This is a genomic window from Haloarcula sp. Atlit-120R, assembly GCF_003665885.1.
GTDB lineage: Archaea > Halobacteriota > Halobacteria > Halobacteriales > Haloarculaceae > Haloarcula > Haloarcula taiwanensis.
Window position 1 is genome coordinate 1 of record NZ_QPLN01000028.1, and the last position, 687, is coordinate 687.

General features: G+C 62.0%; 1 protein-coding gene. It reads left to right on the top strand.

The window, feature by feature from the left end:
* Window positions 1-49 precede the first annotated feature (49 nt).
* The gene (locus DVK01_RS21045) at window positions 50-664 is read left to right on the top strand and encodes a helix-turn-helix transcriptional regulator (protein WP_115891761.1); all 615 of its coding nucleotides are present in this window, start codon (window positions 50-52) and stop codon (window positions 662-664) included.
* Window positions 665-687 lie beyond the last annotated feature (23 nt).

Consider the following 687-nt stretch of genomic DNA (forward strand, 5'->3'; position numbering starts at 1 on the left):
ACGCTGCCGAACGTCCGCGCGAGCGATATCGCGCGGGAGGACTAACACCATGAGTTACAACAATCTCGATACGCTCCTCGCGTTCCTTCGTGAGGACCTCGAACCCGGACAGGACCGCATCTACTACTCGGGAACCATCGCGAACAAGACCGACCTCGACGGGTCGGAAATCGGCTACTGGTTTGCGCGTGCGGTGAACGCGTACCCGCACTTCGACCCCGTGGAGTTCGATGGCCTCGAAGTCGAACGCTACCGGCCGGAGACGAACACCTGCCGCTGGAAGGTCACTCGCCTCGAAGAAGACGTGCGACTCGTCGCTGATGGCGGCGTTCGGTGGCTCGATCTGACCGAGATTCAGCAGCAGATCGTGAAGGCGGTCATCGAGATCGAGACGGAGGTTGGAGACAAACCGTACGGCGTCGCCATCAAGCACATCCTCGAAGAGCGCTACGGCGAAGAAATCTCGAACTACCACGTCTACCCGAACCTCAACACCCTCGTCGAGATGGGCGTCATCGAGAAGGGACAGATCGACCAGCGCACGAACTCCTACGAGTCGACCGCGCTGGCGCGACAGATGGTCGCCGGCGAAGCCGAGCACATGGCCTCGCTGGCCGGCCTCGAACTCGCCGAAGCGGTCACCGACGGTGGTGAGCGGCAATGAGTTGCGACATCTGCGGGTCGCGC

What these genes read in the sequence shown, in the direction of transcription:
- DVK01_RS21045 (WP_115891761.1), top strand. Translation starts at nt 50, where the DNA reads ATGAGTTACAACAATCTCGATACGCTCCTCGCGTTCCTTCGTGAGGAC.